Annotated in this window: 23 protein-coding genes; 5 read left to right on the top strand and 18 right to left on the bottom strand. The window is 73.7% G+C overall.

Going from position 1 to position 21,216, the window contains the following annotated elements:
- Genes ACTSKS_RS00865 through clpS form a run of 7 tightly spaced genes read right to left on the bottom strand, consistent with a single transcriptional unit; the run spans position 1 to position 5,495 of the window.
- Positions 1 to 1,146 carry an exonuclease domain-containing protein gene (locus ACTSKS_RS00865; protein WP_036312995.1) on the bottom strand — a complete coding sequence of 382 codons (1,146 nt, stop codon included), beginning with the start codon at positions 1,144 to 1,146 and terminating at the stop codon, positions 1 to 3.
- Positions 1,143 to 1,832: a non-canonical purine NTP pyrophosphatase gene (locus ACTSKS_RS00860; RefSeq protein ID WP_036312997.1), complete on the bottom strand. Its 690-nt coding sequence runs from the start codon at positions 1,830 to 1,832 to the stop codon at positions 1,143 to 1,145. The genes ACTSKS_RS00865 and ACTSKS_RS00860 overlap by 4 nt, the downstream gene beginning before the upstream one ends.
- The gene (gene rph / locus ACTSKS_RS00855; RefSeq protein WP_036313000.1) at positions 1,829 to 2,593 is read right to left on the bottom strand and encodes a ribonuclease PH; all 765 of its coding nucleotides are present in this window, start codon (positions 2,591 to 2,593) and stop codon (positions 1,829 to 1,831) included. The genes ACTSKS_RS00860 and rph overlap by 4 nt, the downstream gene beginning before the upstream one ends.
- Before the next feature lie 22 nt (positions 2,594 to 2,615).
- Entirely contained in the window at positions 2,616 to 3,431 is an 816-nt protein-coding gene (locus ACTSKS_RS00850; protein WP_041103211.1) for an MBL fold metallo-hydrolase, read from the bottom strand.
- Positions 3,428 to 4,360: a glutamate racemase gene (gene murI, locus ACTSKS_RS00845; RefSeq protein ID WP_041103213.1), complete on the bottom strand. Its 933-nt coding sequence runs from the start codon at positions 4,358 to 4,360 to the stop codon at positions 3,428 to 3,430. Before murI ends, ACTSKS_RS00850 begins: the two co-directional genes overlap by 4 nt.
- Positions 4,357 to 5,124, bottom strand: a complete 768-nt coding sequence (locus tag ACTSKS_RS00840) for a DUF2017 family protein (RefSeq protein ID WP_036313009.1) — start codon at positions 5,122 to 5,124, stop codon at positions 4,357 to 4,359. Before ACTSKS_RS00840 ends, murI begins: the two co-directional genes overlap by 4 nt.
- A gap of 8 nt (positions 5,125 to 5,132) precedes the next feature.
- Positions 5,133 to 5,495 carry an ATP-dependent Clp protease adapter ClpS gene (gene clpS / locus ACTSKS_RS00835; RefSeq protein ID WP_002857236.1) on the bottom strand — a complete coding sequence of 121 codons (363 nt, stop codon included), beginning with the start codon at positions 5,493 to 5,495 and terminating at the stop codon, positions 5,133 to 5,135.
- 64 nt (positions 5,496 to 5,559) lie between these two features.
- On the opposite strand from clpS, the gene ACTSKS_RS00830 reads away from it, so the two are divergent.
- The 3 genes from ACTSKS_RS00830 to ACTSKS_RS00820 all read left to right on the top strand — a co-directional run bounded on the left by ACTSKS_RS00830 (position 5,560) and on the right by ACTSKS_RS00820 (position 8,102).
- Positions 5,560 to 6,912 carry a nicotinate phosphoribosyltransferase gene (locus ACTSKS_RS00830; RefSeq protein ID WP_442927204.1) on the top strand — a complete coding sequence of 451 codons (1,353 nt, stop codon included), beginning with the start codon at positions 5,560 to 5,562 and terminating at the stop codon, positions 6,910 to 6,912.
- Positions 6,913 to 6,915: 3 nt separating this feature from the next.
- Positions 6,916 to 7,599: an isochorismatase family protein gene (locus ACTSKS_RS00825; protein WP_036313018.1), complete on the top strand. Its 684-nt coding sequence runs from the start codon at positions 6,916 to 6,918 to the stop codon at positions 7,597 to 7,599.
- 149 nt (positions 7,600 to 7,748) lie between these two features.
- Complete coding sequence (locus tag ACTSKS_RS00820; RefSeq protein WP_060973990.1) at positions 7,749 to 8,102, top strand: GNAT family N-acetyltransferase; 354 nt, start codon at positions 7,749 to 7,751, stop codon at positions 8,100 to 8,102.
- Between the two features lie 54 nt (positions 8,103 to 8,156).
- Here ACTSKS_RS00820 and ACTSKS_RS00815 read toward each other — a convergent pair whose 3' ends face one another.
- The 5 genes from ACTSKS_RS00815 to ACTSKS_RS00795 all read right to left on the bottom strand — a co-directional run bounded on the left by ACTSKS_RS00815 (position 8,157) and on the right by ACTSKS_RS00795 (position 13,769).
- Positions 8,157 to 9,977: a DEAD/DEAH box helicase gene (locus ACTSKS_RS00815; protein ID WP_442927203.1), complete on the bottom strand. Its 1,821-nt coding sequence runs from the start codon at positions 9,975 to 9,977 to the stop codon at positions 8,157 to 8,159.
- On the bottom strand, positions 9,970 to 10,308 hold the full coding sequence (locus ACTSKS_RS00810) for a DUF3039 domain-containing protein (protein WP_044659196.1): 339 nt from the start codon (positions 10,306 to 10,308) through the stop codon (positions 9,970 to 9,972). The genes ACTSKS_RS00815 and ACTSKS_RS00810 overlap by 8 nt, the downstream gene beginning before the upstream one ends.
- Before the next feature lie 23 nt (positions 10,309 to 10,331).
- Positions 10,332 to 11,933, bottom strand: a complete 1,602-nt coding sequence (locus ACTSKS_RS00805; protein ID WP_060973991.1) for a hypothetical protein — start codon at positions 11,931 to 11,933, stop codon at positions 10,332 to 10,334.
- Positions 11,924 to 12,748: an ABC transporter ATP-binding protein gene (locus tag ACTSKS_RS00800; protein ID WP_060973992.1), complete on the bottom strand. Its 825-nt coding sequence runs from the start codon at positions 12,746 to 12,748 to the stop codon at positions 11,924 to 11,926. The genes ACTSKS_RS00805 and ACTSKS_RS00800 overlap by 10 nt, the downstream gene beginning before the upstream one ends.
- Positions 12,749 to 12,812: 64 nt before the next feature.
- Complete coding sequence (locus ACTSKS_RS00795) at positions 12,813 to 13,769, bottom strand: co-chaperone YbbN (RefSeq protein ID WP_230956233.1); 957 nt, start codon at positions 13,767 to 13,769, stop codon at positions 12,813 to 12,815.
- Between the two features lie 125 nt (positions 13,770 to 13,894).
- Between ACTSKS_RS00795 and ACTSKS_RS00790 the strand changes: the two genes are divergently transcribed.
- Positions 13,895 to 15,217 (top strand): AI-2E family transporter, encoded by a 1,323-nt coding sequence (locus ACTSKS_RS00790; RefSeq protein ID WP_041103224.1) that lies wholly within the window; start codon positions 13,895 to 13,897, stop codon positions 15,215 to 15,217.
- A 33-nt stretch (positions 15,218 to 15,250) separates the two neighbouring features.
- Here the strand turns inward: ACTSKS_RS00790 and ACTSKS_RS00785 are convergent, their stop codons facing one another.
- Positions 15,251 to 15,610 carry a hypothetical protein gene (locus ACTSKS_RS00785; protein WP_041103226.1) on the bottom strand — a complete coding sequence of 120 codons (360 nt, stop codon included), beginning with the start codon at positions 15,608 to 15,610 and terminating at the stop codon, positions 15,251 to 15,253.
- Between the two features lie 52 nt (positions 15,611 to 15,662).
- On the opposite strand from ACTSKS_RS00785, the gene nucS reads away from it, so the two are divergent.
- The gene (nucS, locus tag ACTSKS_RS00780) at positions 15,663 to 16,358 is read left to right on the top strand and encodes an endonuclease NucS (protein ID WP_041103228.1); all 696 of its coding nucleotides are present in this window, start codon (positions 15,663 to 15,665) and stop codon (positions 16,356 to 16,358) included.
- Between the two features lie 14 nt (positions 16,359 to 16,372).
- On the opposite strand, the gene ACTSKS_RS00775 is transcribed toward nucS, so the two are convergent.
- The 5 genes from ACTSKS_RS00775 to atpA form a co-directional block, all read right to left on the bottom strand.
- Entirely contained in the window at positions 16,373 to 16,762 is a 390-nt protein-coding gene (locus ACTSKS_RS00775; RefSeq protein ID WP_230259842.1) for a DUF2550 family protein, read from the bottom strand.
- A gap of 34 nt (positions 16,763 to 16,796) precedes the next feature.
- The gene (locus ACTSKS_RS00770) at positions 16,797 to 17,072 is read right to left on the bottom strand and encodes a F0F1 ATP synthase subunit epsilon (RefSeq protein ID WP_036313044.1); all 276 of its coding nucleotides are present in this window, start codon (positions 17,070 to 17,072) and stop codon (positions 16,797 to 16,799) included.
- A 6-nt stretch (positions 17,073 to 17,078) separates the two neighbouring features.
- The gene (atpD, locus tag ACTSKS_RS00765) at positions 17,079 to 18,536 is read right to left on the bottom strand and encodes a F0F1 ATP synthase subunit beta (protein ID WP_041103230.1); all 1,458 of its coding nucleotides are present in this window, start codon (positions 18,534 to 18,536) and stop codon (positions 17,079 to 17,081) included.
- Positions 18,537 to 18,589: 53 nt separating this feature from the next.
- Entirely contained in the window at positions 18,590 to 19,483 is an 894-nt protein-coding gene (locus ACTSKS_RS00760) for a F0F1 ATP synthase subunit gamma (RefSeq protein ID WP_041103232.1), read from the bottom strand.
- An 83-nt stretch (positions 19,484 to 19,566) separates the two neighbouring features.
- The gene (gene atpA, locus ACTSKS_RS00755) at positions 19,567 to 21,201 is read right to left on the bottom strand and encodes a F0F1 ATP synthase subunit alpha (protein WP_036334989.1); all 1,635 of its coding nucleotides are present in this window, start codon (positions 21,199 to 21,201) and stop codon (positions 19,567 to 19,569) included.
- Positions 21,202 to 21,216: the final 15 nt, after the last annotated feature.

The following is a 21,216-nucleotide window of genomic DNA, read 5'->3' as shown; positions in this document are numbered from 1 at the left end:
TCAGCGCGCGGCGTCCGGCCAGTTCCCGTCGAGCATCTGCAGGAACTCCCCCTCGGAGACCAGGGCGATGGCCTGCCCACGGTCCCGCCGGCGCAGGGCGTCCCGCGTCTTGCGGTGCGCCAGCGCCGTGGTCACGGCCTGCGGTGCCCCGTCCTCGGCGCGCGGGCGGTGCAGGTCCGCGGCCTCGAAGCCGTCCCCCACGACGAGCATCGTGGTGGCCGCGCCCACCCGGTTCGCGGTCTGCGCGCCGTGCGCGGCCGCGCGCGTCTTGGCACTCTGACGCGACATGCCGATGCCGCCCGTGAACACCACGGTCTGGCCGAACAGGGGGTGACCCGGGTCGGCGGTCGGGTTCGGGGGCGGATTGACGCCCTCGTCCGGCCAGCGCATGAAGTCGGGCATGGCGCGTTCGTCCCGCAGCGGGACCCGCGCGTCGAAGACGCCCTCAGTGCGCCGGGCCTGGCGGGTGGCCTTCGACTCGGCGCCCGATCCCGCCGCCCGGGGGGCGAGGACGCTGACGCCCAGCCCCTGGGCCCGCATCAGGCGGTCGACGCCGCGGCCGGCCGGCGCGTCGGTCAGCCCGGGCAGAATCTCCGCGTCGGCCGGCGGCGCCCCCAGCACGCGCCGGCCGATGTCCACGAGGATGGCCGCGCAGGCCTCGGCGTCGGCCAGTGCGTCGTGGTGGCGTCCCGGGGTGAACCCGGCCTCGCGCGCCGCGGAGGGCAGGGCGTACGAGGGCAGGTCGTAGACGCGGCGCGCCAGCACCAGGGTGCACACGAACTCCAGGCCCGGCACGTCCCGGCCGGAGACCTCGAGGCCGGACTCGATGACGCCGACGTCGAAGCCCGCGTTGTGCGCCGCGAGCACGTCCGTCCCCACGAAGTCCGCGAGCTCGTCGTACACCTGCGCGAACCGGGGGGCGTCCAGGACGCGGTCCTCGGTGATGCCGTGGATGCGCACGTTGCGGGGATCGAACCGGTCGAAGCCGACGGGCGGACGGATCAGCCACTCCGCACGGTCCACCATGACCCCGTCCCGCACCCGGACGGCGCCCACGGCACACGGGGAGCCGCGGAAGCCGTTGGCGGTCTCGAAGTCGATCGCGGTGAAGTCCAGCCCCGGCACGGGGGCGCGCCCGCCGCTCACGGGCGCGCGTCGAGCGCGTCCACCAGGTAGGGCAGCAGGGCGCGGAAGGCGTGCCCCCGGTGGCTGATCGCGTTCTTGTCCTCGGGGCTCAGCTGCGCGGTGGACACGTCCCGGCCCTCGGGGCGCAGGATCGGGTCGTAGCCGAAGCCGCCGTCCCCCACGGGCTCGCGCAGCAGGGTGCCGGGCAGGCGGCCGTGCTCGACGTGCTCGACGTGGATGGCCCGGGCGCCCGCGGCGTCCGGGCCGCTGGGGACCGCGAGCGCGGCGGCGCACACGAACTGGGCACCCCGATGCTCGTCCGGCACGTCGGCCAGCTGGGCCAGCAGCAGCTCGAGGTTGGCACGGTCGTCCCCGTGGCGCCCGGCCCAGCGGGCCGAGAAGATCCCGGGGGCGCCGTGCAGCACGTCCACGGCCAGACCGGAGTCGTCCGCGACGGCGATCAGCCCCGTGTGCGCGGCCACGGCGCGGGCCTTCTTCAGCGCGTTCTGGGCGAACGTGACGCCGTCCTCGACGACGTCCGGGGCGCCCACGGCGCCCGCGTCCACCACCGCGGCCTCCACGTCGAGGCCGGGCACGGCGCCGGCGAGCAGCTGCCGCAGCTCGCGCACCTTGCCCGCGTTGTGCGTGGCGAGCACGACGCGGGCGCCCTCCGGCAGGCCTGCCGACGAGGAGGCGGGCGCGCTCACGCCCGGTCCTCCGTGGCGGCGGCCAGGGTCTCGGCCTGGACGCGGGCCAGCTCACCCGTGCCGATCAGGGCCAGGTCCAGCAGGGTGTCCAGCTCGGCGCGGGTGAACGGCGCGCCCTCGGCGGTGCCCTGCACCTCCACGAACTCCCCGGCCCCGGTGACGACCACGTTCATGTCCGTCTCCGCCTTCACGTCCTCCACGTACGGCAGGTCGAGGACGGGCACCCCGTCCACGATGCCCACGGACACCGCGGCGACGGAGTCCTTGAGGACGGCGGCGCCCTTCGCGAGGATCCCCTCGCGCCGCGCCCAGGCCACCGCCTCGGCGAGGGCGACGTAGGCGCCCGTGATGGCGGCGGTGCGGGTGCCGCCGTCGGCATCGAGGACGTCGCAGTCCAGGACGATGGTGTTCTCCCCCAGGGCGGACAGGTCGATGACGGCGCGCAGGGACCGGCCGATCAGGCGGGAGATCTCGTGGGTGCGCCCGCCGATCCGGCCCTTGACGGACTCGCGCTGGCTGCGCTCGTTGGTGGCCCGCGGGAGCATCGCGTACTCGGCGGTGACCCAGCCGGTCCCCTCGCCCTTGAGCCAGCGCGGCACGCCCTCGGTGAAGGAGGCGGTGCACAGCACGCGGGTGTTCCCGAACTCGATCAGGGCCGAGCCCTCCGCCTGCCGGGACCAGCCCCGGGTGATGGTGATGGGGCGCAGCTCGTCGACGGCGCGGCCGTCCGGGCGGGGGGCGGTGGGGGCGGGAGAGCTCATGGCCTCCAGTCTAGGCACGCCCTCAGACGCCGTAGCTCAGCCCCGAGACGGCGACGGCCAGCGGGCCGTCGTACACCGCGCGGGCCTCCTGGACGGCGCGCTGCGGATCGTTCCACACCGGCAGGTGTGTGAGCAGCAGCTTCCGGGCCCCGGCCTGCGCCGCCGTCTCGCCGGCCCGTCGGCCGGTCAGGTGGACGCCGTCGATGCCGTCGTCCCGGCCCTCGTGGAAGGCGGCCTCGCACAGGAACACGTCCGCGTCCCGCGCGGCCTCGACGAGCCCCTCACACGCGTCGGTGTCCCCGGAGTAGGTGAGCACGCGGGTGGTGACGTCGCCGTCGTCGTCGACGCGGTCCACCTCGACCCGGATCGCGTAGGCCTCGTCGATGGGATGGCGCACGGGGACCGGGGTGAACCGGAACGGACCGAGCCGCTCGGGGCGGCCGGCGGCCCAGCACCGGAACTCGAAGTCCTGGTGCATCCCCGGCTCGGGGTCCATCCCGTACGCCTCGGCGATGCGGTCGGCGGTGCCGGCGGGTCCGTAGACGGGCAGCCGGCCGCGTCCCCAGCCGGCCGGGTTCCAGCGGATGGCCACGTGCATCCCGCACAGGTCCATGAAGTGGTCCGGGTGCAGGTGGGAGAGCAGGATGCCGTCCAGGTCCTCGAGCTCGACGTAGCGCTGCAGCACGCCGAGGGCGCCGTTGCCGAGGTCGAGCAGGATCCGCCACGTGCGCGGGGTGACGCCGTCCTCGGCCACGCCCTCGGCGGTGAGGAGGTAGCACGAGGCGGGCGAGCCCGGGCCGGGGAAGGACCCGGAGGCCCCGATGATGGTCAGCTTCACGTCACACCCTCCTGCTCGGGGCCCGGCCGGACGGAGGCCGCCGAGCGCGTCGGGACCGGCGCGGCCGCGGGGCGGGGCGCGCCGATCGTCTCCAGGCGTCGCACGGACTCGACCTCGGGTCCGAGGAAGCGGCGCGCGAGGGCCTGGAAGTGGTCGGGGTCGCCGGTGGCGGCGAAGCGGTGGCGGGTGGCCTGGCCGGAGCCCGCGGCCGAGTGGGGGTGCTCGAGGCCGAGGCGGACCAGCTCCCGGTAGAGGTCCTTGGCGGTCTCCTCCGCGGAGGAGACGAGCGTGACGTCCTCCCCCATCACGAGGGAGAGCGCGCCGGTCAGCAGCGGGTAGTGGGTGCATCCCAGCACGAGGGTGTCCACGCCCGCCGCACGCAGCGGGGCCGTGTACTCCCGGGCGGTCTCCAGCAGTTCGGGGCCGGTGGTGATGCCGGCCTCCACGAACTCCACGAACCGCGGGCACGCGACCGAGGTGATCTCGAGGTGCGGGGCGGCCGAGAACGAGTCCTCGTAGGCGCGGGACCCGACGGTCGCCTCGGTGCCGATCACACCGATCCGGCCCGTGCGGGTGGCTGCCACGGCGCGGCGCACGGCGGGCTGGATCACCTCGATCACGGGGATGCCGTGGCCTCCCGTGTAGCGCTCGCGGGCGTCGCGCAGCACGGCGGCCGACGCGGAGTTGCACGCGATCACGAGCGCCTTGACGCCGCGCGCGACGAGCTCGTCCATGATCGCCAGGGCGAGGGCCCGTACCTCGGCGATGGGCCGCGGGCCGTACGGCGAGTGCTCCGTGTCGCCCACGTAGAGGATGGACTCGTGGGGCAGCTGGTCCATGATCGCCCGGGCCACGGTCAGCCCGCCCACGCCCGAGTCGAACACGCCGATCGGCGCGGCGGCGTCCACGGCGGCGCGCTGGCCGCTCACTGCTCGCCCTCCGCGTCCCCGGCGCCCGGCGCGGACTCGTCCGAGCCCTCGGGCAGCTCGCTGAGCATCTCCGTCATGAGCGTCTCCAGCAGCCACGAGGTGAAGTTGTAGAGCAGGGCCATGGTGGACTCGACGTCCTCCGCGCTGCGCCAGTCGTCCACGGCGTGCACGCGGGCGGCGTCCTCCTCGGTCTCGACGCCCAGGCGGGCCGCGAGGACGAGGCGCACGTCGTTGAGCGCGCGGCCGAAGGCCGGCGCCTGGTCGTGCGGGACCTCCACGCGCGTCGAGCGCAGCAGCTCGAGTGCCAGGCGCGCGTCCGCGAGCTTCCCCTCCGACAGGGCGTCCTCGGTCAGGGCCCGGTGGGCGCCCTGTTCGGCGGCGCCGGCCTGGGGCATCGCATCCGGCAGGAGGCGTGCGACGGCCGGGTCGGTGGGGGCCGAACGCTGCGGCTCCGGGTCCTGGCTCAGGTGCAGCCCGGAGACCAGCCCCCAGAACGCGGCGTCGGACGCGTCCAGCCCGGCCACGGGGCCCGCGTCCTGCGCGGCGGACACGGACGGCGGCGCCGCCGGGGGATCTTCGGGCGTGTCGACGCCGTCCTCGGCGGCCGGGGCCTCGGCGGGGTCCGCCTCGGCGGGGCGCACGTCCGCGCGTCGGCCCTCGAGCAGGGCGACGACGTCCCTGACCAGCCCGCGCAGCAGGCGCACCTCCGGCAGCTCCAGCTGCGCCGTGTACCCCCGCCGCGTCCAGCGGAACCGTTCTGCCATGCCCCTCCTCAGTCCTCCGCCTGCTCCAGCGTGGCCCACAGCCCGTAGCCGTGCATCGCGCCCACGTGCAGCTCGGCCTTCTCCTTGGTGCCCGTCGCCACCACGGACCGGCCCCGCTCGTGGACCTCGAGCATGAGCCGCTGCGCCTTGGCCGCGGAGTAGCCGAAGTGGGTGCGGAACACGTAGGCCACGTAGCTCATCAGGTTCACCGGGTCGTTCCACACCACCACGTTCCACGGCCGGTCCCGGGCTGTGTCCTCGTGAGGCCGCTCCAGCAGGGCGGTGTCGGTGGCGCCGGCGGGGACGGACTCACCCGGCGCCGGACGCACGGCGCGCGGCGCGGACGGATCGTGGCGGGTCAGCACGGACATGCGCCCCAGTGTACGAGGCGGGCGGGCCAGGACCGGCCCCGCCACGGTCCACTAGGGTGGGGGCGTGAGCCAGAACCCCGTGCCCAGCGCCTCGCGGACCGCCGACGACTGGCAGATCCCCACGGCGCTGATGACCGACCACTACGAGCTGACCATGCTCCAGGCCGCGCTGAAGGCCGGCACCGCGCACCGCCGCTCCCGCTTCGAGCTGTTCACCCGACGCCTGCCCAGCGGCCGCCGCTACGGCGTGGTGGCCGGCGTGGGCCGCGCGCTGGAGGGCCTGTCCCGCTTCCGGTTCGACACGCCCGAGCTCGACTTCCTCGCGGACACCACCGCCCTCGACGACGCCACGCTGGCCTGGCTCGCCGACTACGAGTTCACGGGTGACATCGTGGGCTACGCCGAGGGCGAGGCCTACTTCCCGCACTCCCCCCTCCTGCAGGTGGAGTCGACGTTCGCCGAGGCGTGCATCCTGGAGACCTACCTGCTCTCCATCTACAACTACGACTCCGCCGTGGCCTCCGCAGCCTCCCGCATGACGGCCGTCGCGGACGGCCGCCCGTGCGCCGAGATGGGCTCGCGCCGCACGCACGAGGAGTCTGCCGTGGCCGCCGCCCGCGCCGCGGCCATCGCGGGCTTCACCGCCACCTCGAACCTCGAGGCGGGCCGCCGGTACGGCATCCCGACCGTCGGCACCGCCGCCCACTCCTTCACCCTGCTGCACGACTCGGAGCGCGCCGCCTTCGAGGCCCAGGTCGCCGCGCTCGGGGCGGACACCACCCTCCTCGTGGACACGTATGACGTGGAGCAGGGCGTGCGCACCGCGGTCGAGGTTGCCGGCCCGGCCCTGCGGAACGTCCGGGTCGACTCCGGCGACCTCGTGATCCAGGCTCACCGCGTGCGCGAGCTGCTCGACGAGCTGGGCAACACCGAGACCGGGATCATGGTCACCTCGGACCTGGACGAGTACGCGATCGCCGCCCTGCGCTCCGCCCCCGTCAGCTCGTACGGCGTGGGCACGCGCCTGGTCACCGGGTCCGGCGCGCCCACCGCCTCCATGGTCTACAAGCTCGTGGCCCGCCAGGACGACGACGGCACGTGGGTGGACGTGGCCAAGGCCAGTTCCGGCAAGGCCAGCCGGGGCGGCCGCAAGGAGGCCGCGCGCCGCCGCGACCCGCGGGGCCGGGCCACCGCCGAGGTGATCGGCGTCAACCGCGGCGCCGCGCCCGACGCCGACGACCGTCCCCTGCTGCACCGTTTCGTGCACGCCGGCGAGCTGGCCGAGGGCTGGACCGGCCCCGAGGCCGTCACCCGCGCCGCCGAGCGGCACGCCGCCTCCCTGCGCGAGCTGCCCGCCTCGGTGGGCCGCCTGCAGCCGGGCGACCCCGCCATCCCGACCATCTTCCTGGAGGACTGACCCATGGAGAACCTGAACCGCGCCCTGGTGATCGTGGACGTGCAGAACGACTTCTGCGAGGGCGGCGCCCTCGGCGTGACCGGCGGCGCCGCCGTCGCGGCCGGGGTCAGCGAGCACCTGGCCGAGCACGCGGACGCCTACGCGTCCGTGGCAGCCACGCGCGACTGGCACGTCGACCCGGGCACGCACTTCGCCGCGGCCACCGGCGCCGAGCCGGATTTCCGCACCACCTGGCCGGTGCACTGCGTTGCCGGCACCGCCGGCGCCGAGCTGCATCCCGACCTGGACGCCGAGCACCTCGACGCCGAGTTCCTCAAGGGCCTGCACACGGACGCCTACTCCGGCTTCGACGGCGCCCTCGGCGAGCCCGACGCCGTCCCGACCGGGGCCGCGGGCGAGCGCCCCTCCGGGACCGTCGGCCCGTACGGGGCCACCGCCGTGGCCGCGGCCGCCGTCGAGTCCGGCGCCCCCGGCCTCGACGAGTGGCTCCGTGAGCAGGGCGTGGACGCGATCACCGTGGTGGGCATCGCCACGGACCACTGCGTGCGCGCCACCGTGCTCGACGCCCTCGACGCCGGCTACGAGGTCACCGTGCTGACCGACCTGGTGGCCGGCGTCGACGAGGCGGCCGCCCAGGCCGCGCTCCACGAGATGGAGGCCGCCGGGGCCATCCTGGCGACCTCGTGAGCGGGTTCGGCCCCGAGCGGCACCGGCGTCGCCTCTGAGGCGCCGCACGCCGAGACAGTGACGAATGTCACTCGATGCGGCATGATGGAGGCACGCGGCCCCGGCGGGCGTGCCGGAGCCGGTGCCCGACGCAGACGAGGAGAGCAGCCATGACCGACTCCCCCATCGCCGCAGACCGGGACGGCATCCGCTACCTCTCCGGGGTGATCCCCGCCGCCGACGGCGGCCGTCTGGTCGGTCTGGCCCGCGTGGTCTCCGACGGCCACACCATCGCCTACCTGCAGGACATCCTCGTGGATCCGGGGCACCAGCGCCGCGGCATCGCCTCCGAGCTGCTGCGCCGCATCTTCGCCCGGTTCGGCCATGTGCGTCAGCACGTGCTGCTCACGGACACCGAGGAGCGCCAGCGCGCCTTCTACGAGGCCCATGGATTCCGTGAGTCCCGTGACGTGGAGGGCGACGAGCTGCGCGCCTTCGTGCGCTTCCAGTCCCGGGACGGCTGAACCCGGCGCTCAGGTCGGCACGGCCCGCGGGCGCCCCCGCGCTCCCGGCGGACCTCAGGTCCGGCCGACGAACCACCCGCGCAGGGTGCTCAGCCGCTTCTCCAGCTGCTCGCGGGAGGCCTGGGCCACGGCGGGGCCGCCGGAGATCTCCCGCAGGCGGTTGTGGATCACCCCGTGCGGCTGGCCGGAACGGGCCGCCCAGGCGGACACCGTCTTGGACAGCTCGGAGCGCAGCTCCTTCATCCGCCGGTGGTCCACGACGTCGGCGGGCTCGGCCGCCTGCGCACGCGGCCGGCGCTGGATCTGCTCGGCCTGCCGCTGCCGCAGCAGGGCGGAGACCTGCTCGGCGTCCAGCAGGCCCGGGATGCCGAGGAAGTCCTGCTCCTCCTCCGAGCCGACGGCGCCGCCGAGGCCGAACTCGCCGCCGTCGAAGAGCACCTTGTCGAAGCTCGCCCGGGACTCGAGGGCCTCGAACTTCTCCCGCGTCAGCGCGTCCGAGCCGCTCTCGGCCCGGTTGGCCTCCGCGATGAGGTCCTCCTCGGGGGCGTCCTCGAGGTCCTCGACCTCGACGGCGCCCTCCTTGCGGTCCAGCGCGTGGTCCCGCTCGAGCTCCATCTCGTTGGCCAGCAGCATGAGCGCGGGCACGGACGGCAGGAACACCGAGGCGGTCTCCCCACGCCGGCGGGAGCGCACGAAGCGGCCCACGGCCTGGGCGAAGAACAGGGGCGTGGACGTGGACGTGGCGTACACGCCCACGCACAGGCGGGGCACGTCCACGCCCTCGGACACCATGCGCACCGCCACCATCCACCGCTCGTCCGACGCGGCGAACTCCTCGATGCGATCCGAGGCCCCCTTGTCGTCCGAGAGGATCACGGCCGGCCGCTGGCCGGTCAGCGCCTCGAGCTGCGCGGCGTACGCGCGCGCGTCCTGGTGGTCCGTGGCGATCACGAGACCGCCGGCGTCGGGGACGTTGCGGCGCACCTCGCTGAGCCGGCGGTCGGCCGCGCGCAGCACGGACGGGATCCACTCGCCCGCCGGGTCCAGCGCGGTGCGCCAGGCGGAGGCGGTGATGTCCTTCGTGGCGGCCTCGCCGAGCTGAGCCTCCATGACCTCGCCGGTGGAGGTCTTCCAGCGCATCTGGCCCGAGTAGGCCATGAAGATCACGGGGCGGACCACGTGGTCGCGCAGCGCCGGCCCGTAGCCGTACGTGTAGTCGGCCTTGGAGCGCTCGATGCCGTCCTGGCCGAGCTCGTAGCGGACGAAGGGGATGGAGGCGGTATCCGAGCGGAAGGGCGTGCCGGTCAGGGACAGCCGCCGCGTGGCCGGCTCGAACGCCTCACGGATGCCCTCGCCCCAGCTCAGGGCGTCGCCGCCGTGGTGGATCTCGTCCAGGATCACCAGCGTCTTGGCGGCCTCGGTGCGGTTCCGGTGCAGGACGGGCTTGTTCGCCACCTGGGCGTACGTCAGCGCCACCCCGCGGTACTCGGCGCCGTGCCGCCCGTCGGCGTTCTTGAAGTTCGGGTCGATCGCGATGCCGACGCGCGCGGCGTTGTCCGCCCACTGGCGCTTGAGGTGGTCCGTGGGCGCGACGACGGTCAGTCGCTGCACGACGCCGGAGTCCATCAGGATCTTGGCCACGCGCAGCGCGAACGTCGTCTTGCCCGCGCCGGGGGTCGCGACCGCCAGGAAGTCCTGCGGCGCGGTCTGGAGGTAGCGCTCCAGCGCCTCCTGCTGCCACTGGCGCAGCTTGGGGGCCGTCCCCCACGCCGCGCGCTCGGGCATGGCGGGGGGAAGGTCCTCGCCGATGTGGAACAGGTCGTGCTGGACGCTGCCGTCCGGGGTGCCGCTCGTCAGGGAGCGGCCGTCAGCCACGGCCGCGGCCTCCGAACCAGCCACCGCGCTTGCCGTCGCCGTCGCCGCCGTCCTGCGGCTCGCGCAGGCCCTCGTAGATCTCCTTGCACGTGGGGCACACGGGGAACTTGTTCGGGTCCCGGCCCGGCACCCACACCTTGCCGCACAGGGCGATCACGGGGGCACCGGTGACGGCGGACTCCGTGATCTTCTCCTTGCGGACGTAGTGGGCGAAGCGCTCGTGGTCGCCCGGCTCGATCTCCTGGCGCAGCTCCTCACGCTCGAGGACGGACGTGCCGCCGCCGGCGGGCGCGAAGGGGTCGTTCAGGTCGGGTTCGCCGGTCACACTCATGCGGGCCAGTCTAGCCGCGCCCCTCAGAAGGCGGCCACGGCCTGGTAGGTCTCGGCCTGCGCGCGGTCGTACCAGCGCGCCCCCAGGCGCACACCCAGCCACAGCGCGACGGCGCCCCACGCGAGCCCGAGCGCCACCGTCACCCACCCCCACACGGCGGCCCCGGTGGCGAGCCGGACGACGAAGGGCACCAGGAACGGCACCGCGAGCGCCAGGCTGACCAGCATCGCGGCGCCCTGGACGAGCATCGTGCGCATGGCCGCGCCCTGCGGCGTCGCGAACGGGCTGTCCCCCGGCTTCGGGACCGGGTAGACGAAGCGGGCGGAGACGAACGCGGACAGCCCGGCGGTCGTCCCGAACAGGCCGAGGGCCAGGCCCAGCATCGGCGCCAGCAGGGACCAGTCCCCCGCCGCCGCCACCGTCGCCGTCGTCACGAGCAGGATCATCGGCACGCCCCAGCCCGCCAGGCCCAGGACCCGGCCCCAGCGGTCGTCCACGCCCCGCACGCCCGAGACGACGTGCAGGTGGAACGCCGTGTGGTCGTAGGCGATGTCCGCGGAGATCGAGTAGGCCAGGGACCAGGCGGTGATCGGCCCGAGGACCAGCAGCAGGCCCAGTCCGGGACCCCCCTCCCCGGCCATGCCCCCGGTGAACCACAGCAGGACGGCCATGAGCGGGATGATGATGAGCCCGGCCGCGTACCGCGGGTCAGCCAGCCAGTAGCGCTGGGCGCGGGCCGCGATCGCGGTGCGCGGGCCCGTGGCCGGTCGGCCCAGCCAGCGCAGCGGCGTCGGGTCCGCTCCCGCGGCGACGCGGCGGGACCGACCGCCGCCCACGGCCACCGGCTCCACGGTGCGGCGCACGGCCAGGTGCCACAGGGCCAGGGCGGCCAGGCACCAGGCGGCCGCCACCGCGAGGTGGAGCGCGACGGCGGCGCCGCGGCCCTCGGCGACCGCCCACGCCGCGGCGGGGCCCGCCCCGAACGGGGTCCACGCCGCGCCGCGGGCGATCTGGGGCGCGATCGCCAGGAAGTCCTCGAACGACGCGATGGCCCGCGAGAGGGCGAGGCCGCCGAGCATGAGCGGGATGAACAGCAGGACGGAGACGACGTCCCGCACCCGACGCCGGCTCGCGTAGGCGGCCAGGAGGCCGGCGAGACCGGAGCCGATCGCCACGGCGGTCACCGCGGTGAGCGCGCCCCCGACCAGGCCCACCGCCAGCGCGGCCGGCCGGTCCCACCAGCTGGCCCCCAGGCCCACCAGCACGGCCAGCGTGGCGAGCCCGACCGGCGTCGTGAAGGCGCTCAGGACCAGCCCGGCGATGAGGGTGCGGGCCGGGACGGGGAAGAGCACGAAGCTGTGCGGGTCGAGCGTGGCGTCGACGCCCGTGACGAACGGCGGGATGACGAGCCAGGCGAGCACCACGACGGCGGCGGCCAGCACGGTCGTGGCGCCGCGGGCCTCGTCCGGCAGGGCGGGCAGGCCCGTGACGAGCAGCGTCACCGCCACGGCGGCCATGCCGAGCACGTACAGCGCGCCGAGCACGCTCATCACCAGGGTGAACGGGGACCGGCGCCACTGGTTCAGGGTCAGCGTCCAGCGCAGTCGGACGAGCGTCAGAGCCATGCCAGCCCCTCCGAGCCGTGGCGGCCGCCGACGAGGTCCACGAAGCGGTCCTCGAGGTCGCGCCCGTCCCGGACCTCCTCGAGCGTGTCGGCGGCCCGCAGCGTCCCGGCCGCGATCACGGCGACGTGGGTGCACATGCGCTGGACGAGGTCCATCACGTGGCTCGAGACGATCACGGTGCCGCCCCGCTCCACGTACGAGTGCAGGATGTCCCGGATGTTCGCGGCGGAGACCGGGTCCACGGCCTCGAACGGCTCGTCCAGGACGAGCAGGTCCGGGGCGTGGACCATGGCGGCCGCCAGGGACACCTTCTTGGTCATGCCGGCGGAGTAGTCGGCCACGAGCTTGCGGCCGGCGTCCTCCAGGTCCATCACCCGCAGCAGGTCCGTGGTCCGCTCGGCCACGGTGTCCGCGTCGAGCCCGTGCAGCAGCCCGGCGTAGGTCACGAGCTGCGCGCCCGTGAGGCGGTCGAAGGTGCGCACGCCGTCGGCGAGCACGCCGACCCGTCGCTTGGCCTCGAGGGGCTGCTCCCACACGTCGACGCCGTGGATCCAGGCGCGGCCGTGGTCCGGGCGCAGCAGCCCGGTGGCCATGGACAGGGCGGTGGTCTTGCCCGCCCCGTTGGGCCCGACCACCCCGAAGAACGATCCGGCCGGGACGTCCAGGTCCAGCGCGTCGAGCGCCAGCTTGTCCCCGAACCGCTGGGTCAGCCCGCGCGTGACGAAGGCGAGGTCCGGATCGGGGGCGTCCACCGCGCGACGACGGGCGGCGGCCGCCAGGTGGGCGGGGGCAGGCTCGGGCGCATGCGGAGTCATGCCTGGGACGTTACCCACCGTCAAGCGGACACGGCGTCCTCCTCAGGGATGAACTGTGGGTCCCTCAGAACAGCGCTGCGGCCAGCCGACGCCGCGAGGCCTGCACACGGGGATCGTCCGTGCCCACCACGGTGTAGAGGTCCACGAGGTGGGCGCGCGCCGTCTCCCGGTCGTCGCCGGGGTGGAGGGCGATGAACCGCACGAGCCGGGCGAAGGCGTCCTCCACGTGGCCACCGAGCACGTCCAGGTCGGCGACGGCGAGCTGGGCGGCGACGTCGTCCGGGCCGTCCGCGGCGGCCGCGCGCACCGCCGCGGCGTCGGCGTCGCGGGTGCGCAGCATGAGGCGGGCCGCGGACAGGCCCTGCTGGGCCACGGCGTCCGCGGGGCTGTCGGCCAGCGCCGCCTCCCACGCCGAGACGGCCCCGGGCAGGTCGTCGGCGGCGAGGGCCTCATGGGCGGCCCGGTGCAGCGGCGGCACGGGCGGGGCCTCCGCGGCCGCGGCGCCGGCGTCCTGGCGCGCCGGAGCGACGGGGGGCACGGTGCCGGCGACGCCGTTCTGACGGGCCACCTCGAGGATCTCCCCCATGAGCTGGCGCAGCGTCTCCTCCGGCACCTCCTGATTGACCAGCGGCACCGGCTGCCCCGCCACCACGGCCATGACCGCGGGGCCGGCCCCCAGGCCCAGCGCCTGCAGCACGGTGGGCTCCTTCGCCACGTCCAGACGCGCGAGCACGAGCCGTCCCGCCTGGGCGTCGACCGCGTCCGCGAACTGCCGGTAGAGCGCCTCGCTCGCCGCGTCCCCGGGCACGTGCAGGTGCAGCAGCACCGGCACCTGGGCGGAGAGCTGGACCAGCTGCTGCAGCAGACCCTGGTCGGCGTCCGCGATCACCCACGAGCCGCCGCCGGCGCCGGCGTCGGCCCCCGGGGCGGTCCGCCCGGCCGGGGCCGGGGTGCCGAGCGAGGACAGGTCGACGGCGCCGCGCAGGTGGGACGGGGCGTCGGAGGGGGGCTGGGCGGTCACGTCGGTCACGATCCTTCCGGTCCGGGTCCGCCCCGTCGCCGGGGCGAGAGGCGTTGTCACTGCGCCCCACGGTAGCCTCCCCGGCGCGGCGCGGTCAGGCCGGGGCCCTGACGTACGCTGAGCGCGTGGAGGAGAAGGAGACCGCATCCGGCCCGGACGCCGCCGGCGTCGCCGACGTCCGCGCCCCGGCCGAGCCCGAGGGCACCGAGCAGCCGCCCGTGGCCGGCATCCCCGTGGAGCCGGTCGGGGTGGCCGCCGCGCCGCCGTCGCACGGGCCGACGCCCGCCGGGCGTCGTCGACTGCCCCGCCTGGGCTCCGTCCTGCGGCGGCGCCGACCCTTCCTCGAGGAGGACCGGGTGGACCCCGAGTCGGTCCCCGTCGACGGCGCCGAGGATCCGGCGGTCGCGGCCGTGGCTCTCGAGTCCCCCGTGCTGACCGGCTTCCTGCTCGCGGTGGGCGTGGCCCTGGCCATCGGCGTCGTCTCGGTGCTGCGCACGAACGGACACCTCATCGTGTGGATCGCCGCGGCCCTGTTCATCGCCCTGGGCCTGGATCCGCTGGTGCGCCGGGTCGAGTCCTGGGGCGCGCCCCGCTGGGTCGGCGTGCTCACGGCCGCGCTCGGCCTGGCCGCCGTGGCCGGGGCGTTCGTCGCCCTCCTGGTCCCCACGGTGATCGAGCAGTCCACGCAGCTGGTCCAGGACCTGCCGGCCATCATCGACGGGGTGATGACCGCCGAGTGGTTCGTGCAACTCGACGAGGAGTTCCACCTCCAGGAGGCCGTTCGCGCCCAGACCGAGCGCCTCGCCGCCGACGGCGTCGCCGTCACCGACCTGTTCGGCGGGCTCCTCGGCTTCGGCCAGACCGTGCTGAACGCCGTCTTCTCGGTGCTCGTGGTGGTCGTGCTGACGCTGTACTTCCTCTCCTCCCTGCCGCACATGAAGTACTGGGCCTACCGGCTCGCACCGCGTTCGCGCCGGCCCCGGATCGAGGCGCTGTCCGAGCAGATCACCTCCTCGGTCGGCCACTACGTGATGGGCCAGTCCTTCGTGGCCGCCCTCAACGGCGCGGTGGCGTTCACGGCGCTGGCCATCGCCGGCGCCCCCTTCGCCGTCCTGCTCGCCGCGATCGCCGCCTTCATGGCGTTCATCCCGCTGGTGGGCGCCGCGATCGGCGGTACGCTGCTGACCCTCGTGAGCCTGCTGACCTCGTGGCAGACCGCCGCCGTGTTCGCGGCCATCTACTTCGTCTACCTGCAGATCGAGGCCTACGTCATCTCGCCGCGTGTCATGGCGCGCGCGGTGTCCGTGCCGGCGGCCGTGGCCGTGATCGCGGTGATCGCCGGTGGCGCGCTGCTGGGCGTCCTCGGCGCCCTCATGGCGATCCCGCTCGCCGCCGCGCTGCTGCTGCTGGTCCGCGAGGTCTTCATCCCCCGCCAGGACGCCCGGTAGGCCCACGACGGCGGCGCGGCCCGGACCGCGCGGTCAGCGGCCCGGTCGGGTGCGCCAGCACACCGGGTGCCAGTGCCGCCGGTCCGCCCCCGCGTCCTCATCCCCCATGATCCAGTCGGCGCGCCAGGCCACGAGGTGCGCCTGGCCCTGCCGGATCACCTGACCGCAGCCGGGGCACGTGTAGTCCTTCACCGCGCGCCACGCGGGGATCTGCCGGACGTGCCATCCGCCGTCGGACCCGGACTGGCGCGAGTAGCCCGCGTCCAGGCCGAGGAGCTCCTCGAGCGGGTCGGCGCGCCCCGGCGACGGCCGGGACCGCCGGGAGGCGCCGGAGGCCCCGCGCTCGCTCCGCCGAGGCGCGGACGAGCGGCGGGGGCGGTTCGAACGGGGCATGCCTCCATGCTGGCACAAGAGCCGGTGGGCGCGGTCCGCCTAGGATGGACCGGTGCGACTCGTCATTGCCCGCTGCTCCGTGACCTATGAGGGCCGCCTGAACGCCCACCTGCCCACCGCCACCCGCCTGCTCATGGTGAAGGCGGACGGCTCGGTGCTGGTGCACTCCGACGGCGGCTCCTACAAGCCCCTCAACTGGATGTCGCCGCCCGCGACCCTGCACGTGGAGGAGCCCTTCCCCGACCAGGCCGACCAGGGGGTGACGCAGGTCTGGCGCGTGCAGGCCAAGAAGTCCGACGACCGGCTCATCGTGCTCATCGAGGAGGTCCTGGCGGACGACTCCCACGAGCTCGGCGTGGACCCCGGCCTCGTCAAGGACGGCGTGGAGGCGGATCTGCAGCGTCTGCTGGCCGAGCAGATCAGCCTGCTCGGCGACGGCCACACCCTCGTGCGCCGCGAGTACATGACGGCGATCGGCCCCGTGGACATCCTGGCCCGCGACGCCGACGGCGGCACCGTGGCGGTCGAGCTCAAGCGCCGCGGGGACATCGACGGGGTCGAGCAGCTCACCCGCTACCTCGAGCTGATGAACCGGGACCCGCTCCTGGCGCCCGTGCGCGGCGTGTTCGCGGCCCAGCAGATCAAGCCCCAGGCCCGCACCCTCGCCGAGGACCGCGGCATCCGCTGCGTCACCCTCGACTACGACGCGATGCGCGGCGTGGACGACGCCGAGTCCCGCCTGTTCTGAGGCGCCGGGCGGGCTCAGCGGCGCCAGAAGGACGACGCCGCGGACGGCCCCGCCTCGCTCCAGGCGCGCAGGGCGCCGGCGTCGTCGGGGTCGACGACGACGCGCACCGGACGTGTGCCGGCGCTCAGCTCCAGGACGGCCCGGCCGGCCTCGTCCGCCGGGAGGCGGTCGATCTGCAGGCGGCTCCGGTCCGCGCTCCAGCGCTCCCGCGAGAGGCGCCAGCCCCCGGTGAGGCGCAGGCGGGACTCGTCGTACACGCCGATCACACGCTCACGCCCCGGGCCCTCCCGCTCCAGGACCGCAGGGAAGGCGGCCGTGACACGGGCGAGGGCCCGGCGCCGCATCACCAGGGCGAGTGCCGACAGCACGATGACTGCCACCACGGTCGCCGAGGCGATGAGCACCGGGCCCTCCACCGTCAGGTCCTGCCGCGCCGCGTCAGGCCGCCGCGGCGTCGCCCAGCCGGGCGGACGTCGCGGCGATCACGACACGGTCGTGGTCCACGGAGAAGAAGCCGCCGCGGGCCTGCGCGGTGACGGTGCCGCCGTCCGTGGTCCGCACCACGACCTCGCCGTCGCCGAGGACGGCGAGCATCGGGGTGTGGCCCGGGAGGATGCCGATCTCACCGTTGACGGTGCGCGCCGACACGGCCGACGCGGCGCCCGACCAGATGGACCGCTCCTCGGAGACGATCTCGACGTTGAGCTCAGCCATGATCGATCAGCCCTCGGCCTGGATCTTGGCCCACTCGCGCTCGACGTCGTCCAGGCCGCCCACGTTGTAGAAGGCCTGCTCCGCGACGTGGTCCAGGTCGCCGTCGGCGATGGCCTTAAAGCCCTCGACGGTGTCCTTGACCGGCACGGTGGAGCCCTCGACGCCGGTGAACTGCTTGGCGGTGTAGGTGTTCTGCGAGAGGAACTGCTCGATCTTGCGGGCGCGGCCCACGGTGATCTTGTCCTCCTCGGAGAGCTCGTCCACACCGAGGATCGCGATGATGTCCTGCAGCTCCTTGTTCTTCTGCAGGATCTGCTTCACGCGGATGGCCACGTCGTAGTGGTCCTGGCCCACGTACTGCGGGTCGAGGATGCGCGAGGTCGAGGCCAGCGGGTCCACGGCCGGGTACAGGCCACGGGACGCGAGGTCACGGGTCAGGTTGGTGGTCGCGTCCAGGTGCGCGAACACGTTGGCCGGGGCCGGGTCGGTGTAGTCGTCCGCGGGGACGTACACGGCCTGCATCGAGGTGATGGAGTGGCCGCGGGTCGAGGTGATGCGCTCCTGGAGCACACCCATCTCGTCCGCCAGGTTCGGCTGGTAGCCCACGGCGGAGGGCATGCGGCCCAGCAGCGTGGAGACCTCGGAACCGGCCTGCGAGAAGCGGAAGATGTTGTCGATGAACAGCAGCACGTCCTGGTTCTGCACATCGCGGAAGTACTCCGCCATGGTCAGCGCGGACAGGGCCACACGCAGACGCGTGCCCGGCGGCTCGTCCATCTGGCCGAACACGAGGGCGGTGTCCTTCAGGACGTCCGCCTCGTCCATCTCGACCCAGAGGTCGTTGCCCTCACGGGTGCGCTCGCCGACGCCGGCGAACACGGAGGTGCCGCCGAAGTTGCGGGCCACACGGGTGATCATCTCCTGGATGAGCACGGTCTTGCCCACGCCGGCGCCGCCGAACAGGCCGATCTTGCCGCCCTTGATGTAGGGGGTCAGCAGGTCGATGACCTTGATGCCGGTCTCCAGCATCTCGGTGGAGCCCTCGAGGGACGCGAAGTTCGGGGCCGGGCGGTGGATCGGCCAGCGGTCCTCGGCCTGCAGCTGCGAGGTCGGCATGTCCAGGGTCTCGCCGAGCACGTTGAAGATGTGGCCCTTCACGGCGTCGCCGACCGGCACCGAGATGGGGGCACCGGTGTCCACGACGTCGGTGCCGCGCACCAGGCCGTCGGTGGACTGCAGGGAGATGGCGCGGACCATGTTGTCGCCGAGGTGCTGGGCGACCTCGAAGGTGACCGTGCGGCGCTGGCCGTTGAAGTCGATCTCGGTGGTCAGCGCGTTGTAGATCTCCGGCATCGCGTTGGCCGGGAACTCGGCGTCGATCACGGGGCCGATGACGCGGGACACGCGTCCGGTGGCACCGCCGGTGGGGGTCCCGGTGCCCTGGTCAGTGATGGTGGCAGTCATCTCTCTCACTTCTATCGTGTGTGGATGGCGAGTCTGGTGAGTCCCGAACGGGCTCAGGAGTTGTTGAGCGCGTCCGCGCCCGCGATGAGCTCGGTGAGCTCCTGGGTGATCTCGGCCTGACGGGCGTTGTTCATCAGGAGGGTGTAGTCCTTGATGAGGCTCGTGGCGTTGTCGCCCGCCGACTTCATGGCGCGCTGACGGTTGGCGAGCTCCGAGGCCGCCGACTGCAGCATCGCGTTGAAGATGCGCGACTCGATGTACTTGGGCAGCAGCGCGTCGAGGACCTCCTCCGCGTCCGGCTCGTACTCGTAGAGCGGCAGCACGTCCTCGGCGGTGGCGGCCTCCTCCTCGACGACCTCGAGGGGCAGCAGGCGCACCACGTGGGGGTTCTGCTTCACGAGCGAGACGAACTCGGTGAACACGACGTGGATCTCGTCCACGCCGCCGTCCGCCGTGTCCGTGAGGAACGCATCCACGAGCACCTCGCCGATCTCGGCGGCGCGCTCGGCGACGGGGGCGTCCGTCTGACCGGTCCACAGCTTCTTGTAGCCGCGGCCGCGGAAGTCGAAGTACGTCTGCGCCTTGCGGCCGACGACGTACACGTCCACGTCCTTGCCCTCCTCGCCGAGGCGGGTGAGGAGCTGCTCGGCCTTGCGCAGCACGTTCGCGGAGTACGCGCCGGCGAGGCCGCGGTCCGAGGACATGATGAGCACGGCCGCCCGGGTCGGGTTCTCGGGCTCCGTGGTGAGGACATGATCGATGTCGTGCTGGCTCGACACGGCCGAGACGGCGCGGGTGATCGCGTTCGCGTAGGGCAGCGACGCGCTGACGCGCTCACGTGCCTTGGTGATGCGAGACGTGGCGATCAGCTCCATCGCCTTGAAGATCTTCTTCATCGACGACGTCGACGCGATCTTCTGACGGTAGACCCGGATCTGGGCTCCCATGGTGGTCCTTTCCCTGGCGGGAGGGCGGCCCGGCGTCGTCCCCGTGGGGTCCGACGCCGGACCGCTCCCTCACCGACCGGCGGTCAGCGCTTCTGCTTGGTGATCTGCTCCTGCGCGACCTGGTCCTGCTCGATCGCGCGGTGCTCCTCGTGGCCGGCCTGCACGCCGCCGTCCTCGGAGGACTGGAAGCCCTTGGAGAACTCGGCGACGGCCGACTCGAGCGCGGACACGGTGCCGTCCTCGAGCTTGCCGGTGGAGGCGATGTCGGTCAGGACGGAGGTGTGGCGACGCAGGTGGTCGATGAACTCGCGCTCGAAGCGCAGCACGTCCTGCACCGGCACCTCGTCGAGGTGGCCCTTGGAGCCGGCCCAGATGGACACGACCTGCTCCTCGACCGGGTAGGGCGAGTACTGCGGCTGCTTGAGCAGCTCCATGAGGCGCTCACCGCGGGCGAGCTGGCGGCGGGTGGCCGGGTCCAGGTCGGAGGCGAACATGGAGAACGCCTGCTGGTCGCGGTACTGCGCCAGGTCCAGCTTCAGCGTGCCGGAGACCTTCTTCATGGCCTTGACCTGGGCGGCGCCGCCCACGCGGGACACCGAGATGCCCACGTCCACGGCGGGACGCTGGTTGGCGTTGAACAGGTCCGACTGCAGGAAGATCTGGCCGTCGGTGATGGAGATGACGTTGGTCGGGATGTAGGCCGACACGTCGTTCGCCTTGGTCTCGATGATCGGCAGGCCGGTCATCGAGCCCGCGCCCATCTCGTCCGAGAGCTTGGCGCAGCGCTCGAGGAGCCGGGAGTGCAGGTAGAAGACGTCACCCGGGTAGGCCTCGCGGCCCGGCGGGCGGCGCAGCAGCAGGGAGACGGCGCGGTAGGCCTCGGCCTGCTTCGACAGGTCGTCGAAGATGATCAGCACGTGCTTGCCGCCGTACATCCAGTGCTGGCCGATGGCCGAGCCGGCGTAGGGGGCGAGGTACTTGAAGCCGGCCGGGTCGGACGCCGGGGAGGCCACGATGGTGGTGTACTCCAGAGCGCCGTGCTCCTCCAGCGTGGCGCGGACGCCGGCGATGGTGGAGGCCTTCTGGCCCACGGCCACGTAGACGCAGCGGACCTGCTTCTCGACGTCGCCCGACTCCCAGTTGGCCTTCTGGTTGAGGATCGTGTCGACGGCGATCGCGGTCTTGCCGGTCTGGCGGTCACCGATGATCAGCTGACGCTGGCCACGGCCGATCGGGATCATGGCGTCGATGGCCTTCATGCCGGTCTGCAGCGGCTCGTGGACCGACTTGCGCTCGGTCACGGTCGGCGCCTGCAGCTCGAGGGCACGGCGGCCCTCGGCCTCGATCGGGCCCAGGTCGTCGATGGGCTGGCCCAGCGGGTCCACCACACGGCCCAGGAAGGCGTCGCCCACCGGGACGGAGAGGATCTCGCCGGTGCGCTGCACCTCCATGCCCTCGCGGATCTCCTGGAACTCGCCGAGGACGACGACACCGATCTCACGGGTGTCGAGGTTCTGGGCCAGGCCCTGGATGCCGTTCTCGAAGCGCAGCAGCTCGTTCGCCATGACGGAGGGCAGACCCTCCACACGAGCGATGCCGTCCGCCGCGGAGATGACACGGCCGACCTCGGTGCGATCGGTGCCCGACGGTTCGTACGATGCCGCGAAATCGTTCAAGGCATTGCGGACATCGTCAGCGTTGATGGTCAATTCGGCCATCTGCAGTCCCTGCTC

Source organism: Micrococcus sp. TCR-5 (assembly GCF_052220525.1).
Classification (GTDB): Bacteria; Actinomycetota; Actinomycetes; order Actinomycetales; family Micrococcaceae; genus Micrococcus; species Micrococcus luteus.
This window is presented reverse-complemented; position numbering and strand designations above follow the sequence as displayed.